General features: G+C 67.3%; 11 protein-coding genes. 9 read left to right on the top strand and 2 right to left on the bottom strand.

Annotated elements, in window-relative coordinates:
* Positions 1 to 16: 16 nt before the first annotated feature.
* Positions 17 to 2,827, bottom strand: coding sequence for an aconitate hydratase (locus tag ACLQ3C_RS01535; RefSeq protein ID WP_425702760.1), 2,811 nt, complete (start codon positions 2,825 to 2,827; stop codon positions 17 to 19).
* A gap of 388 nt (positions 2,828 to 3,215) precedes the next feature.
* Here ACLQ3C_RS01535 and ACLQ3C_RS01530 point away from each other — a divergent pair, with 388 nt between their 5' ends.
* The 8 genes from ACLQ3C_RS01530 (at position 3,216) to ACLQ3C_RS01495 (ending at position 11,881) form a co-directional block, all read left to right on the top strand.
* A complete protein-coding gene (locus ACLQ3C_RS01530) occupies positions 3,216 to 3,881 on the top strand; it encodes a DUF6676 family protein (RefSeq protein ID WP_425702759.1) in 666 nt (221 codons plus the stop codon).
* A 375-nt stretch (positions 3,882 to 4,256) separates the two neighbouring features.
* Positions 4,257 to 5,786 carry an NlpC/P60 family protein gene (locus ACLQ3C_RS01525; protein WP_425702757.1) on the top strand — a complete coding sequence of 510 codons (1,530 nt, stop codon included), beginning with the start codon at positions 4,257 to 4,259 and terminating at the stop codon, positions 5,784 to 5,786.
* A 150-nt stretch (positions 5,787 to 5,936) separates the two neighbouring features.
* Positions 5,937 to 7,139, top strand: a complete 1,203-nt coding sequence (locus tag ACLQ3C_RS01520) for an AAA family ATPase (protein WP_425702756.1) — start codon at positions 5,937 to 5,939, stop codon at positions 7,137 to 7,139.
* Entirely contained in the window at positions 7,126 to 8,064 is a 939-nt protein-coding gene (locus ACLQ3C_RS01515; RefSeq protein WP_425702754.1) for a DUF58 domain-containing protein, read from the top strand. Before ACLQ3C_RS01520 ends, ACLQ3C_RS01515 begins: the two co-directional genes overlap by 14 nt.
* Before the next feature lie 4 nt (positions 8,065 to 8,068).
* A complete protein-coding gene (locus tag ACLQ3C_RS01510; RefSeq protein WP_425702752.1) occupies positions 8,069 to 9,046 on the top strand; it encodes a VWA domain-containing protein in 978 nt (325 codons plus the stop codon).
* Between the two features lie 103 nt (positions 9,047 to 9,149).
* On the top strand, positions 9,150 to 9,893 hold the full coding sequence (fabG1, locus tag ACLQ3C_RS01505) for a 3-oxoacyl-ACP reductase FabG1 (protein WP_425702751.1): 744 nt from the start codon (positions 9,150 to 9,152) through the stop codon (positions 9,891 to 9,893).
* A gap of 64 nt (positions 9,894 to 9,957) precedes the next feature.
* Entirely contained in the window at positions 9,958 to 10,791 is an 834-nt protein-coding gene (gene inhA, locus ACLQ3C_RS01500) for an NADH-dependent enoyl-ACP reductase InhA (RefSeq protein WP_425702749.1), read from the top strand.
* A 4-nt stretch (positions 10,792 to 10,795) separates the two neighbouring features.
* On the top strand, positions 10,796 to 11,881 hold the full coding sequence (locus ACLQ3C_RS01495; RefSeq protein WP_425702747.1) for a ferrochelatase: 1,086 nt from the start codon (positions 10,796 to 10,798) through the stop codon (positions 11,879 to 11,881).
* A 6-nt stretch (positions 11,882 to 11,887) separates the two neighbouring features.
* Here ACLQ3C_RS01495 and ACLQ3C_RS01490 read toward each other — a convergent pair whose 3' ends face one another.
* Positions 11,888 to 12,679, bottom strand: coding sequence for a hypothetical protein (locus ACLQ3C_RS01490; RefSeq protein ID WP_425702745.1), 792 nt, complete (start codon positions 12,677 to 12,679; stop codon positions 11,888 to 11,890).
* Positions 12,680 to 12,756: 77 nt separating this feature from the next.
* On the opposite strand from ACLQ3C_RS01490, the gene ACLQ3C_RS01485 reads away from it, so the two are divergent.
* Positions 12,757 to 13,596: a DUF3097 domain-containing protein gene (locus ACLQ3C_RS01485; RefSeq protein ID WP_425702744.1), complete on the top strand. Its 840-nt coding sequence runs from the start codon at positions 12,757 to 12,759 to the stop codon at positions 13,594 to 13,596.
* Positions 13,597 to 13,661 lie beyond the last annotated feature (65 nt).

Raw genomic sequence — 13,661 nt, 5'->3', positions numbered from 1 at the left:
TGTCGAGCGGTGCGCCTCAGCTGTTGATCATGTTCCGCAGCACGTACTGCAGAATGCCTCCGTTGCGGTAGTAATCGGCTTCACCGGGGGTATCGATGCGCACCTTCGCGTCGAACTCGACGGTGGAGCCGTCCTCCTTGGTCGCCGTCACATGGACCGTCTCCGGCGTGCCGCCGGAGTTGAGTGCCTCGATGCCGGTGATGTCGAAGACCTCGGTGCCGTCGAGGCCCAGCGTCTTGTGTGACTCGCCCTCGGGGAACTGCAGCGGGATCACGCCCATACCGATCAGGTTCGACCGGTGGATGCGCTCAAAGCTCTCGGTGATGACGGCCTTCACGCCCAGCAGGCTGGTGCCCTTGGCGGCCCAGTCACGCGAGCTGCCGGTGCCGTACTCCTTGCCGCCGAGAACGACCAACGGGGTGTTCTGCGCGGCGTAGTTCTGCGCGGCGTCGTAGATGAACGACTGCGGGGCGCCGTCCTGGGTGAAGTCGCGGGTGTAGCCACCGGTGACGTCGACGAGCTGGTTGGCCAGCCGGATGTTGCCGAACGTCGAGCGGATCATCACCTCGTGGTTGCCGCGGCGGGCGCCCAGCGAGTTGTAATCCTTGCGGGCCACGCCATGTGCGTCGAGGTACTGCGCCGCCGGGGTGCCCGGCTTGATGGTCGACGCGGGGGAGATGTGGTCGGTGGTGACCGAATCGCCCAGCTTGGCCAGCACGCGCGCGCCCACGATGTCGGCAACCGGCTCCGGCTCGGGGGTCATGCCCTCGAAGTACGGAGGTTTGCGGACGTAGGTCGACTCGTCATCCCACTCGAAGGTCTTGCCGTCCGGGGTGGGCAGACTCTGCCAACGCTCATCGCCCTTGAACACATCGGCGTAGTCCTGGGCATACTGCTCGGGCGAGATCGACGAGGCGATCGTCTGCTGGATCTCCTCGTTCGACGGCCAGATGTCCTTCAGGAAGACGTCGTTGCCCTCGGTGTCCTGCCCCAGCGGGTCGGACTCGAAGTCGAAGTCCATCGTGCCGGCGAGTGCGTAGGCGATGACCAGCGGCGGCGAGGCCAGGTAGTTCATCTTCACGTCGGGGTTGATGCGCCCTTCGAAGTTGCGGTTGCCCGAGAGCACCGCGGTCGCGGCGAGGTCGTTGTCGTTGATCGCCTTGGAGATGTCCTCGGGCAGCGGTCCCGAGTTGCCGATGCAGGTGGTGCAGCCGTAGCCGACCAGGAAGAAGCCCAGCTTCTCCAGGTAGGGCCACAGGCCCGCCTTCTCGTAGTAGCCGGTGACGACCTGCGATCCCGGCGCCATCGAGGTCTTGACCCACGGCTTGGACGTCAGGCCCTTGTCGACGGCCTTCTTCGCGAGCAGACCCGCACCGAGCATGACCGACGGGTTAGAGGTGTTGGTGCAGCTGGTGATCGAGGCGATGGTGACGATGCCGTGGTCGAGGATCATCGTGCCGCGCTCGGCCGACTCCACCGTGACCGGCTTCGACGGGCGGCCCTCGGCGTTCTTCGACGCATTGTGGGCGGGCTCGTCGGAGAACGAGAGTTTCGCGGCGCCGGGCGAGGTAGAGGGGGCGTCGGAGGCCGGGAAGCTCTCCTCGTTGGCCTCGTCGACACCGTTGAGTGCCGGGGTGTTGCCCTCTTCGACGTAGTTGTGGATGTCCTTGCGGAAGGCGTTCTTGGCGTCCCACAGTTCGATCCGGTCCTGCGGGCGCTTCGGGCCGGCGATGGACGGGACCACGGTGGACAGGTCGAGCTCCAGGTACTCGGAGTACTGGGCCTCGGGGGCATCCTTGTCCAGCCACATGCCCTGTTCCTTGGCGTACGCCTCGACCAGGTCGAGTGTCTCGGCGCTACGCCCGGTGAGCTTGAGGTAGTTGATGGTCTCCGCGTCGATCGGGAAGATCGCGCAGGTCGAACCGAATTCCGGGCTCATGTTGCCGATGGTGGCGCGGTTGGCCAGCGGTACCTCGGCGACACCGTTGCCGTAGAACTCGACGAACTTGCCGACCACGCCGTGCTTGCGCAGGAGTTCGGTGATGGTGAGCACCACGTCGGTCGCGGTGACGCCGGGCTTGGCCGAGCCGGTCAGCTTGAAGCCGACGACGCGCGGGATGAGCATCGACACGGGCTGGCCCAGCATGGCCGCCTCGGCCTCGATACCGCCGACGCCCCAGCCGAGCACGCCCAGACCGTTCTCCATGGTGGTGTGCGAGTCGGTGCCGATGCAGGTGTCGGGATAGGCGACGCCGTCGCGCACCATGACCGAGCGGGCGAGATGCTCGATGTTGACCTGGTGGACGATACCGGTGCCCGGCGGCACGACGCGGAAGTCGTCGAAGGCGCCCTGGCCCCAACGCAGGAACTTGTAGCGCTCCTCGTTGCGCTGATATTCGATCTCGACGTTGCGCTCGAATGCCTGGGCGTTGCCGAAGGCCTCGATGATGACCGAGTGGTCGATGACCATCTCGGCCGGCGCGAGCGGATTGACCTTGTCGGGGTCGCCGCCGAGCTCCTTGACGGCGTCGCGCATGGTGGTCAGGTCGACGATGCATGGCACACCGGTGAAGTCCTGCATGATCACGCGGGCCGGGGTGAACTGGATCTCGATGCTCGGCTGGGCCGAGGGATCCCAGTTGGCGAGCGCGCTGATGTGTTCTTTGGTGATATTCGCGCCGTCTTCGGTCCGCAGCAGGTTCTCCGCGAGCACCTTGAGCGCATAGGGAAGTTTTTCGGTGCCCTCGACCGCGCCGAGGCGGTAGATCTCGTAGGAGTTGTCGCCCACCTCCAGGGTGCCGCGTGCGCCATACGAATTGATACTCACGTGTAATCCACTCTCCTCTGGCCGGCGGGCTGCGCCGGCATGCTGTGCGGCCGGGGCGACGATCCCCGGACCATCGTGCTCGTCGATGAAACACCGGCTCGTCGACTCTGACCATCACCCGACGGGCTGCGCCGGGATCGTGCTCTACATATTCCCTCCGACGACCATGCGGTCGCCGGAGCACCCGGTCAGTCTAACAGTACGGGCGTACTGCTAACAAGAACGACACGCGCGGTCTGGCCTGCGTGCCCCCGGATGCTCACCGCACGCGCATTCTGTCGTACCGTTCTGACCGGGACCGGCGGACACTCTTCGGTCCGGCGGACATTTGCTGATCGTAAACGTGGGCATCGAGCACGGCGCCCACCTGTCCCGAGGGAGCGGAACAATGAATCCTGGTCCGGTCACCGACGGCACAAACGACGGTGCAAGCGTCTGGGCCGCGCCCGCCACGGCGGCGCCGGCGACCGCAACCGAGGGGGTCACGGCCACCACCGCCCCCGGTGGCGTCGACCTCACCGCGATCGCTGCCGACCTGCGCGACGACCACGTCTACAGCCAGGATCCCGCGCAGGTGCCGGCACTCAAGCAGGTGGTCGCCCACGCGCAGGCGCAGGGCCATGACATCAACATCGTGGTGCTCTCGCAGCAGTTGCCGAAGTTCACGATGTACCGGGACGTGGCCACCGAACTCCAACAGCAGGTGCATGGGACCGTCCTGGTGTTCGGTCCGAACTCCGTCGGCAGCGCTTCGCCGGAGTTCAGCCGTGCCACGCTCGAGGACGCGACCGACAATCTCACGCTGTCCAATCCGCCACAGGCGGCCCAGCAGATGGTCGACGCCATCGCCAGACCCGGACTGGACTGGACGCTGATCACGATCGTGCTGATCGCGGTGGTCGCCATCGGTGCGGTGCTCGGGCGTGTGCGCGCCGTACGACGCCGATCGTCGAGCGCCCCGCCTGTGGTCGAACCGGAGTCGGCACCATCGCCGGACCGCGGTGACGACACGCCTGCCGAGGACGACTCGGCGCCGTCGCGCCCCCACTCCTGAGGCCGCCCATCCGCTGGTACGCGCGGCTCGTCGGCGGCTTTTCGCCTTCGCTTCCGGCCGATGCCGGTGTCGCCTGAAGAGCCGACACCGAAGTTACGGCCACTGTTGCCAATTCGATACCAACCCACCCCTGTTGGTCTTTTGGCAGTTCACAGCATCGCCGCAGGTAATCACGTCTTTGTAATTCGTTCCAGATGTTTTCGCCTGTGGCAAATGTGACGTACGGTTCCCATGTCACCTGTGGTGTAGATGTCGATTAACGCGCCGCAAGTGATGCGTGTTGCATCGTCGGCGTCTGTGCGTCGGACGGGGGTTGCAAGCGCTGTTCGTGCCACGGATGAGCACATCTGGTGACAGACGGCGAGGGAGTACTCAGTGAGGCGAGGGACCACAGGTGTGGGCCGAAAGGCGACGCGACGTTGGGCGTCTCTGGCGACGTCACTCGTCGCCGTGACCGCAGGCGTCGTCGCCATGATGGGATCTGCGGCCGCGGCGCCGACCACCTCGAGCGCACCGCGATCCCCGGTGTCGGCCCTGATCAATCAGATCGCCACGGTGAATCAGAACCTGAGTGACCTCGACGCCGCGGTGGCCGCCCGGCAAGAGGCTGCCAACCATGCGGTCGCCGACTACCAGAACGCGCTCGCCGCCAAACGTATCGCCGCCGTCGCCGCCGACGGTGCCGCCCAGTCACTGACCCGCGCGACCCGTGCCACCCAGGACGCGCAGCGTTCCTTCGACAAGTTCGTCCGCTCGGTCTACCGCACGGGTGGCAACGAGGGCACGCTCACCGAGTATTTGTCGTCGTCGAATCCCCAGGCCGTCCTCGACCGGGTGTCGGTGATCAATCAGCTCGGGCGCGACCAGCAGCAGACCATCCGGCGCCTGCAGGTGGCCCGAAATCAGCAGGCGAATCAGGTGGCGGCGCTGCAGGCCACCAAACGTCAGACCGCCTACGCGGCCCAAAGCGCACAGACCCGTCGCGACGGCGCGGTGTCGGCGGTGTCGGAGGCGCGCAGCGCGATGGTCGATCAGCGACGCAAACGCGTCGCCCTGGTCCAGCAGCGCGACTCGGTGCAAACCCGGCTCGACGCGTTGCGCGGCACGGTGCGGCCGCGGCAGGTCGCCGATCCGGCACCGGCGGATCTGCTCACCGGTTTGTTCCGGAACGTGCCCGGTCAGCCGGCGCCCGGGCCCGCCACGATCAGTCCGACGCAGGCCGCGGGCGACAACGACACGATGCAGGTGGCGGCCGAGGCCGCGGCGCGGCTGGCCCTCGACGTCACCCAGAAGATGTTGTCGGGCCTCGTCGGCCAGCAGCAGGTGCCGCATTCGGAACTGCTCGACGAACTCGGTTTGGGTGGCGCAGGCCTGGGCAGCGACGGCCCGGACACCCTCGGTTCCCGGTTGGGGTCGGGCAGCCTCGGCAGCCTCTTCGGCAGTTCCGGCGGCGGCGGGGGCGTGGCCCGGTCCGGTCTGCGCGGACCGCAGGCGGTCGAGGTCGTCGTCAACCGGGCGCTGTCGCAGCTGAATGTTCCGTACGCCTGGGGCGGTGGGGATGCGAACGGTCCGACGCAGGGCATCCGCGACGGCGGCGTCGCCGACAGCTATGGCGACTACAACAAGATCGGTTTCGACTGCTCGGGCCTGATGGTCTACGCCTTCGCCGGCGTGGGTATCTCGTTGCCGCACTACACGGGTTACCAGTACACGTCAGGACCACAATTTCCACTCAGCGAGATGCAGCGCGGCGACATGATCTTCTACGGGGCCAACGCCAGCGAGCACGTCGCGATGTACCTCGGCGACGGCAAGATGGTCGAGGCGCCGGAGTCCGGCTCGGTGGTCAAGGTGTCGCCGGTGCGTACGGCCGGCGCGATGCCCAACGTGGTCCGTCTGCTCTGAGCGGTATGGCCGATCACCGCCCGTCCCGGTGCGGGCATTCACGCCCGCGCATGTGACCTTCGTGGCATGTTCTCAGTCGGCGCCGCTAGGCTGGCATCGACGAGAGCGGGGGCATGTCTGTCGCCCGATCAGCAACGACAGGAGCAAGGGTTGACCTCACATCCCACAGTCGAGCCGTCGGCGCAGGGGGACGGCGCGGCGGCTATCGAATTGAGTGACGCCGACGTCAAGCTCGTGGAACGCGCGATTTACGAGGTCAAGCGAGTCATCGTCGGACAGGATCAGCTCGTCGAGCGCATCCTCGTCGGGCTGCTGGCCCGCGGACACATCCTGCTCGAGGGCGTCCCAGGGGTGGCCAAGACCTTGGCCGTCGAGACCTTTGCCAAGGTGGTCGGCGGCAGCTTCTCGCGCGTGCAGTTCACCCCGGACCTCGTGCCCACCGACCTCATCGGTACGCGCATCTACCGGCAGGGCCGCGAGGAATTCGATACCGAGCTCGGTCCGGTCGTCGCCAACTTCCTGCTCGCCGACGAGATCAATCGCGCGCCCGCAAAGGTCCAGTCGGCCCTGCTCGAGGTGATGGCCGAACGTCACGTCTCGATCGGCGGCACCACCTACCCGATGCCCGATCCATTCCTGGTGATGGCGACCCAGAACCCGATCGAGAACGAGGGTGTCTACCCACTGCCCGAGGCGCAGCGCGACCGGTTCCTGTTCAAGGTGCTCGTGGACTACCCCACGGTCGAGGAGGAACGCGAGATCGTCTACCGCATGGGCAATGTCGCGCCGGAGGCGTCGCAGATTCTCGACCCGGAATCAACAGTCCGGCTGCAACGCGCTGCCGCGAACGTCTTCGTCCACCACGCTCTCGTCGACTATGTGGTGCGGGTCATCAACGCGACGCGCCGCCCGGCCGAGCTCGGTCTGACCGATGCCGCGAGCTGGTTGTCCTACGGTGCCTCTCCGCGTGCCACCCTGGGCATCGTCGCGGCGGCGCGGGCACTTGCACTGGTCCGGGGCCGGGACTACGTGGTCCCACAGGACATCGTGGAGATCATTCCCGACGTCCTGCGTCATCGTCTGGTGCTCAGTTATGACGCGCTCGCCGACGAGGTCACCGCCGACACCGTCATCACCCGGATCCTGCAGACGGTCGGACTGCCGCAGGTCGGCGCGCAGCCGGTGGCCGCACCGTTCCAGGGGCCCGGCCGACAGCAGCCCGTCGCCGAGTACCCGAACCACCCGACGGCGCCGCCGGGCGCGAACCAGCAGTCGGTGAATTCGCAGGCGCCCGCCCAGCAGGCGGTCCAGCCCGCACCGAACCAGACGACCGCGCAATATGGCGGCCAATAGCGATCTGCCGTCGCTCGGAACGGGATTGCTCGAGGAGCCCGCGCTGACGGCGGCGCTGAAGATGCTCGAGCTCACCGTGCGGCGCAAGCTCGAGGGTGTCCTGCAGGGCGAACATCTCGGCCTCATCCCCGGTCCGGGATCCGAGCCGGGGGAGGCCCGGCCCTACCAGCCCGGCGACGACATCCGGCGGATGGAATGGTCGGTGACCGCCCGTACCACCCAGCCGCACGTACGGCAGATGATCGCCGACCGTGAGCTCGAGACGTGGCTGGTCGTCGACGCGTCGGCCAGCCTGGATTTCGGCACCGTCAACTGCACCAAACGAGATCTCGCCGTCGCCGCGGCGGCCGCGATCGTGCATCTGACCGCCGGCGGCGGCAACCGGCACGGTGCGATCGTGGTGACCGGAGACCAGGTGGTCCGCATCCCGGCACGCGCCGGACGCGTACACGCACAGCACGTGCTCAAGACCATCGCGACCACCACACGCAGCGCACCGGGCGTGCGTGGTGACCTCGACGCCGGAATCGAGGCCTTGCGCCGACCACAGCGGCGTCGTGGGCTGGCTGTGGTGATCAGCGACTTCCTCGGTCCGATCAACTGGGAGCGGTCATTGCGGGCGATCGCCGCACATCACGAACTGCTTGCGGTCGAGGTGCTCGATCCCCGCGATGTCGAACTACCGCCCGTCGGGGAGGTCCGGTTGGCCGACGCCGAGTCCGGTGACGTGCGTGAGGTGACGATCACCGAAGGGCTGCGGCACGACTTCGCCGTCGCCGCGAACGCCCACGCGACCCAAGTGCGGCGGACGATCCGTAGTTGTGGTGGCCCGGTGCTGTCGCTGCGCACCGACCGGGACTGGCTCACCGACGTCGTGAAGTTCGTCGGGCAGCGTCGTCGAGGCCTTGTGGCCGGGGTCGGGTGAGCGGGTGTTCTCCAACCCGTGGTGGCTTCTGCTCGTCCTGCTCGTGGCGGTCCTGGCGGTCTGCTACGTCTACGTACTGCGCAACCGGCGCAAGCGCACCCTGCAATTCGCCAATCTCGAGGTTCTCGACCGGGTCATCCCCACCGAGGGCCGGCGGACCCGCTGGGTACGACACGCACCGATCGCCCTCCTCATCGTCGCCCTGTTGCTGCTGGTCGTCGCGGCGGCCGGGCCGCAGGCCGACCGCAAGGTGCCCCGCAACAAGGCCACGGTCATCCTGGTCATCGACGTGTCGCGCTCGATGGAGTCGACCGATGTCGCGCCCACCCGGCTCAAGGCGGCCCAGGCGGCCGCCAAGAAGTTCGCCGACGATCTCACCGATGGCATCAACCTCGGTCTGATCTCCTTTGCCGGCACCGCGTCGAATCTCGTCACACCGACTCCCGACCACAACGCCACCAAGACCGCCGTCGACAAACTCCAGCTCGCCGACAAGACCGCAACGGGCGAGGGAATCTTTGCGGCCATCCAGCAGATCCAGACGCTCAATGCCGTACTCGGTGGTGCCGCGGGCGCCCCGCCGTCGCGTATCGTGCTGCTCTCCGACGGCAAACAGACGGTGCCAGACGATCCCGAGGATCCACGCGGCAGTTTCACCGCGGCGCGCAAGGCCAAGGAGGAGAACATCCCGGTCTCCACCATTTCGTTCGGTACCGCGACCGGCACGGTCGACCTCGACGGAGATCGTGTGCCGGTGCCCGTCGACGACGACTCGCTACATCAGATCGCCAACCTGTCGGGCGGTACGTTCTTCACCGCCTCCAGTCTCGACGAACTGAACAAGGTATACGCGACGCTGCAGAAGGAAATCGGTTACGAGACTCGCCGGGGTGATGCCTCGCGGCCGTGGATCATCACCGGAACCGTGCTGGCGATCGCCGCGGTGATCGGTTCGCTGGTGATCAATCAGCGCCTCCCATAGTGAATACGTTCATCTGAGGTCCATCTGAGGGTGAACACGCCCACCCGGGCTTCACGTCCACCTGACATCGAGCGTCATCGAGCGAACGGATAGGTTATGGCCCATGGCTGATAGCAACGAAACGTCCGACGCGGCTCGCGTCTCACGATCGGTACTGGTCACCGGCGGCAATCGGGGGATCGGTCTGGCCGTCGCCCGGCGATTGCTCGCCGACGGACACAAGGTCGCGGTGACCCATCGCGGCTCCGGGATGCCCGAGGGGCTGTTCGGGGTGGTGTGCGACGTGACCGATACCGAGTCGGTCGAGCGGGCCTTCGCCGAGGTCGCCGAACATCAGGGTCCGGTGGAGGTGGTCGTCTCCAACGCCGGCACCAACGACGACACCCTCATCATGCGGATGAGCGTGGAGAGCTTCGAGAACGTCATCGACGCCAATCTCACCGGCGCTTTCCGCGTGACCAAGGCGGCCACTCGCGGCATGTTGCGCAAGCGTTGGGGACGATTCATCTACCTGGGCTCGGTCGTCGGCCTGATGGGCACGCCCGGCCAGGCCAACTACGCATCTTCCAAGGCCGGCGTGATCGGTCTCGCGCGGTCGGTCACCCGCGAGCTCGGTGGCCGTAACATCACCGCCAACGTGGTGGCCCCCGGCCTCATCGACACCGACATGACGCGATCACTGCCCGAGGAGTACACCAAGACCGCCGTGGACCAAGCGATCCCGGCCAAACGGATGGGGCAGCCCGAGGAGGTCGCGGCGGTGGTGTCCTTCCTCGCCTCCGACGACTCGGCCTATGTCACCGGCAACGTCATCAACGTCGACGGTGGCCTGGGTATGGGGCACTGAACCGCGTACCCGATCATCACACCGAACCCATCACCATCCACCGGACCACAGAGGAGTTCTCGTCGTGAGCGGAATCCTGGACGGTAAAACCGTCCTCATCACCGGCATCATCACCGATGCCTCGATCGCCTTCCACACCGCCAAGGTTGCACAGGAGCAGGGCGCCAAGGTGGTCATCACCGGCATTCCGGAGCGGCTGCGGCTGATCGACCGCATCGCGAGGCGGCTGCCGCAGGAGGTGCCGCCTGCGATCGGGCTCGACGTGACCGACGAGGAGTCGCTCTCGGCGCTGGCCGGCAAGGTGCGCGAGCTCGCACCCGAGGGCATCGACGGAGTCGTACATTCGATCGCCTTCGCGCCGAAGACCCTGATGGGTCCCGACGCCGTGCCGTTCCTCGACGGGCTGGGCCCGGATGTGGCCAAGGCCTTCGAGATCTCGGCGTGGAGCTACGCCTCGCTGGCCCGCGCGGCGCTGCCTGCCATGAACGAGGGCGGTTCGATCGTCGGTATGGATTTCGATCCGCGCACCGCCATGCCCGAATACAACTGGATGGGCGTGGCCAAGGCGGCGCTGGAATCGGTCAACCGCTACGTAGCGCGCGAAGTCGGTTACGCCAAGGGCATCCGATCGAATCTCGTTGCGGCCGGTCCGATCAAAACCCTTGCCGCCAAGGCTATTTCGGGTACCGCAACCGATGATGCGAAGAAACTGAACATGCTCAACGAGTATTGGAACGGGGCGTCGCCGATCGGTTGGGACGTCAACGACCCGGGTGTCGTGGGCACCAGTGTGTGCACGCTGCTCTCCGACTATCTGCCCGGTACGACGGGCTCGATCGTCTATGTCGACGGCGGCGCCAGCCACAACACGTGGTTCCCGGAGGACTTCATCAAGTGAGGATGTGCCGGTGACGTCGTCGGGCGGTGACGGGGGATTCGACGCCGTCCTGTTCCTGTCCTTCGGCGGACCGGACGGACCCGACGACGTCCTGCCGTTCCTGCAGAACGTCACCCATGGACGTGGCGTGCCGGCCGACCGGCTCGCGGCGGTGGCCGAACATTACCTGCACTTCGGTGGTGTCTCACCGATCAACGGGCTCAACCGCGACATGATCGCGTCGTTGCGCACCGAGCTCGATGCGCGCGGCCATTGCGGGCTGCCGGTGTACTTCGGTAACCGCAACTGGCATCCGCTGGTCGCCGACGCCGTGACCGAGATGTACGACGCCGGTCACCGTCGCATCCTGGTCTTCCCGACCTCGGCGTGGGGCGGCTACTCGGGATGCCGGCAGTACCACGAGGACATCGAGGCCGCAGTCGCCGAGTTGGGCGGTCGGCGTCCCGCCGCGGCGTCGGATCCTGTTCTGCTGCGCAAACTGCCGCAGTATTGGGATCACCCGGCGATGGTGGCGGCCGGACGTGACGCGATCATGCGGGCGGCAGCGGCACTGCCCACAGCCGACGAACCGCCCCGCTTGGTCTGTACCGCACATTCGGTGCCGATGGCGGCCGATGTGAATTCTGGACCTGCCGCCGACGGCGGGCGCCTCTATTCGCGCCAGGTGGCGCGCGCCGCCGAGATGGTTGCGCACGCTGCCGGCTTCGCCTCCTACGACCAGGTGTGGCAGTCCCGGTCGGGTCCACCGCAGGTGCCGTGGCTCGAGCCCGACATCTGCGATCACCTGGAAAGCCTTGCAGGCCAAGGTATTGCGCAGGTCATCGTATATCCGGTCGGCTTCATCTCCGACCATCTCGAGGTGGTCTGGGATCTCGACAACGAGGCCGCCGAGACCGCGCGGCGGCTAGGAATGGACTACGTGCGCGCGGGGACCGTCGGCACCGACGAGCGCTTCATCGCGCTCATCGCCGACCTCGTCGACGACTACCTGCGGGGCGCAGGCGATCTCACGGCGATGGGATGCGGGGACAACGGGCGGATCTGCCGTGACCGCTGCTGCGTCCCGGCCGGGCGTCCGGCGCGCGACTGATCGTCATCACCAGGTGACGCCCAGGAATTCGCCGATCACGCGGTCGACGGCGGCGGCCCGCGCGGACCGGGCCAGCGTGACCAGCCGGCGTAACTCTGAGTCCCCGGCCGACCACTGATCGGCGGTCGTCCCGAAGCCGGCTCCGGCGCCGGCAGCCAGTGATGCGATCGATTCGACCTGTGCGGCCGTCTCGATCATCCGGGTCGCGCGTTGGTCGTCATGCGGCGGCAGATCGACGAGGTGCCGGTGGGTCTGGGCCCGCAGCGTTGCGCGCAGGTCGGCGGGGGCGGTGGCGGTCCGGCCCCCGATGCGCGTGATGAGATCGGCCGTCGTCGTAATCGCCTGGCGTAGTTCCAATTCGATCTGACCGGCGGCGGCTGTGGCGCTGCTGGGGACCGACGTTCCGTAGCGCAGGGCGCGCCAGCGAAGGCTGCCGTCGTGCTCGCCGGGGATCAATGCGAGCGGTGTCGGCGCACCGTCGTCGATCAGCAGGACCTCGCCGGCGGCGAACGCGGCGGTGGTTGCGTCATCGGGTGGAAGTCCGTGAGGTGCACCGGCCGACGGCAGTCGGACCGATAGTCGCCGAGCGCCGCGCAGCATGCCGAGCAGCCCGAGTACGCCGTGCGCAGACGATACGTCGGTACCGGAGCGGTCGTCGAGCACATGGAGATCGGCCGAGTCGGCGAGGGTGTCGGCAACGTCATCGGGGGAGCAGCGTCCGGCGATCCACGCGGCCGACCACGCCCCGAAGGCACAGGTCGGCCAGGCGCGGGTGAGGACATGATCGGTACTGGTCATAGGCACTCCACAATACCTGCGGTGTACCGGATGGCGTGCGGCGTGGCAGGCGTGCGGTGTGGCAGTAGTTCACTACAGTGGCCGGTGTGACACCCGATCGTTACGGACGAGATGTACTGGCCGCGCCGCGTCGCGTCGCGCCCCGCACCCCGGAGGTGGCCGCCGAGCGGGATCTGGTGGTCGAGGATGCGGCAAGTGGCTTCTGCGGCGCCGTCGTCGGGCTGGAGAAGAGCTACGCCGGCGATCTGGTGCGGCTGGAGGACCGGAACGGCCGCACGCGCGTCTTCGTGATGCACCCGGCGGCCTTCCTCATCGACGGTTCGCCGGTCACCCTGGTCCGGCCCCGTGCACGCGGGCCCCTCCCCGCCCAACGCACCGCCTCTGGTTCGCGGGTGGCACCGAAGACCCGGGCGCGCACCGCCCGCGCCAGCCGCATCTTTGTCGAAGGTGTCCATGACGCCACGCTGATCGAGCGAGTGTGGGGCGCCGACCTGCGGGCCGAGGGTGTGGTGGTCGTCGGCCTCGACGGCCTCGACAATCTCGAGGAGGTCCTCGCCGAGTTCGGGCCGGCGGCGCACCGGCGCGCCGGCGTCCTCGTCGATCACCTCGTGTCGGGATCCAAAGAAGAACGACTCACCGCGGGGCTGGGCGAGCACGTTTTGATCTGCGGGCACCCCTACATCGACGTCTGGGAGGCGGTCAAACCCGCGTCGGTGGGAATCCGGGCGTGGCCGAAGGTTCCGCGCGGTGAGGATTGGAAGACGGGAATGTGCGCCCGATTAGGTTGGGGCACACCGCAAGACGGCTGGCGCCGCGTGCTTGCCGGAGTGGGCGGATTCCGTGATCTCGAGGTCGATCTGCTGCGCTCGGTGGAACAACTCATCGACTTCGTCACCGCCGCCGGCGGCGACAACTGATCGGCCGGAGTCCGACTGCGCCGCCGGGAGATTGCCGCGGTTGCACACACCGATGACGATCCGGA

This window comes from Gordonia sp. DT30, assembly GCF_049844915.1.
Lineage (GTDB): Bacteria > Actinomycetota > Actinomycetes > Mycobacteriales > Mycobacteriaceae > Gordonia.
Note: the sequence above shows the minus strand (reverse complement) of the source record. Positions and strands in the feature narration are given on the sequence as shown.

Coding starts and splice junctions, on each gene's coding strand:
- ACLQ3C_RS01530 (WP_425702759.1), top strand. CDS start 3,216: ATGAATCCTGGTCCGGTCACCGACGGCACAAACGACGGTGCAAGCGTC.
- ACLQ3C_RS01515 (WP_425702754.1), top strand. CDS start 7,126: ATGGCGGCCAATAGCGATCTGCCGTCGCTCGGAACGGGATTGCTCGAG.
- fabG1 (WP_425702751.1), top strand. CDS start 9,150: ATGGCTGATAGCAACGAAACGTCCGACGCGGCTCGCGTCTCACGATCG.
- ACLQ3C_RS01490 (WP_425702745.1), bottom strand. CDS start 12,679: ATGACCAGTACCGATCATGTCCTCACCCGCGCCTGGCCGACCTGTGCC.